A 357-nucleotide genomic window follows, 5' to 3' on the forward strand; every position below is an offset into this window, starting at 1 on the left:
CACAGATTGTCTGATAGAAAGTAACGAGCAGAAAAACCTCTACAGGCTTGTAGCTCAGGTGGTTAGAGCGCACCCCTGATAAGGGTGAGGTCGGTGGTTCAAGTCCACTCAGGCCTACCAGATTTTCCCTCATGCTGCGTTGTGACGACGGCTCGCATAGTGAACTATGCTTCGCATCGCCACGCCTTGCCTGAGAAAAAATCGCATTCCTCGCAAGAAGAATGCCACTCCTGGTATGTAGACGGTCTCTGCAGTAACTGTATGGGGCTATAGCTCAGCTGGGAGAGCGCCTGCCTTGCACGCAGGAGGTCAGCGGTTCGATCCCGCTTAGCTCCACCATACTGTTTTCTGAAATAG

Annotated in this window: 2 tRNA genes; both read left to right on the forward strand. The window is 52.4% G+C overall.

What is annotated here, in order from left to right:
• The first annotated feature begins 43 nt into the window (after positions 1 to 43).
• Positions 44 to 120, forward strand: a tRNA-Ile gene (locus B2J69_RS23375).
• A gap of 143 nt (positions 121 to 263) precedes the next feature.
• Positions 264 to 339: transfer RNA gene (locus B2J69_RS23380), tRNA-Ala, on the forward strand.
• The last annotated feature ends 18 nt before the right edge of the window (positions 340 to 357 follow it).

Source organism: Pantoea latae (genome assembly GCF_002077695.1).
Classification (GTDB): Bacteria; Pseudomonadota; Gammaproteobacteria; order Enterobacterales; family Enterobacteriaceae; genus Pantoea; species Pantoea latae.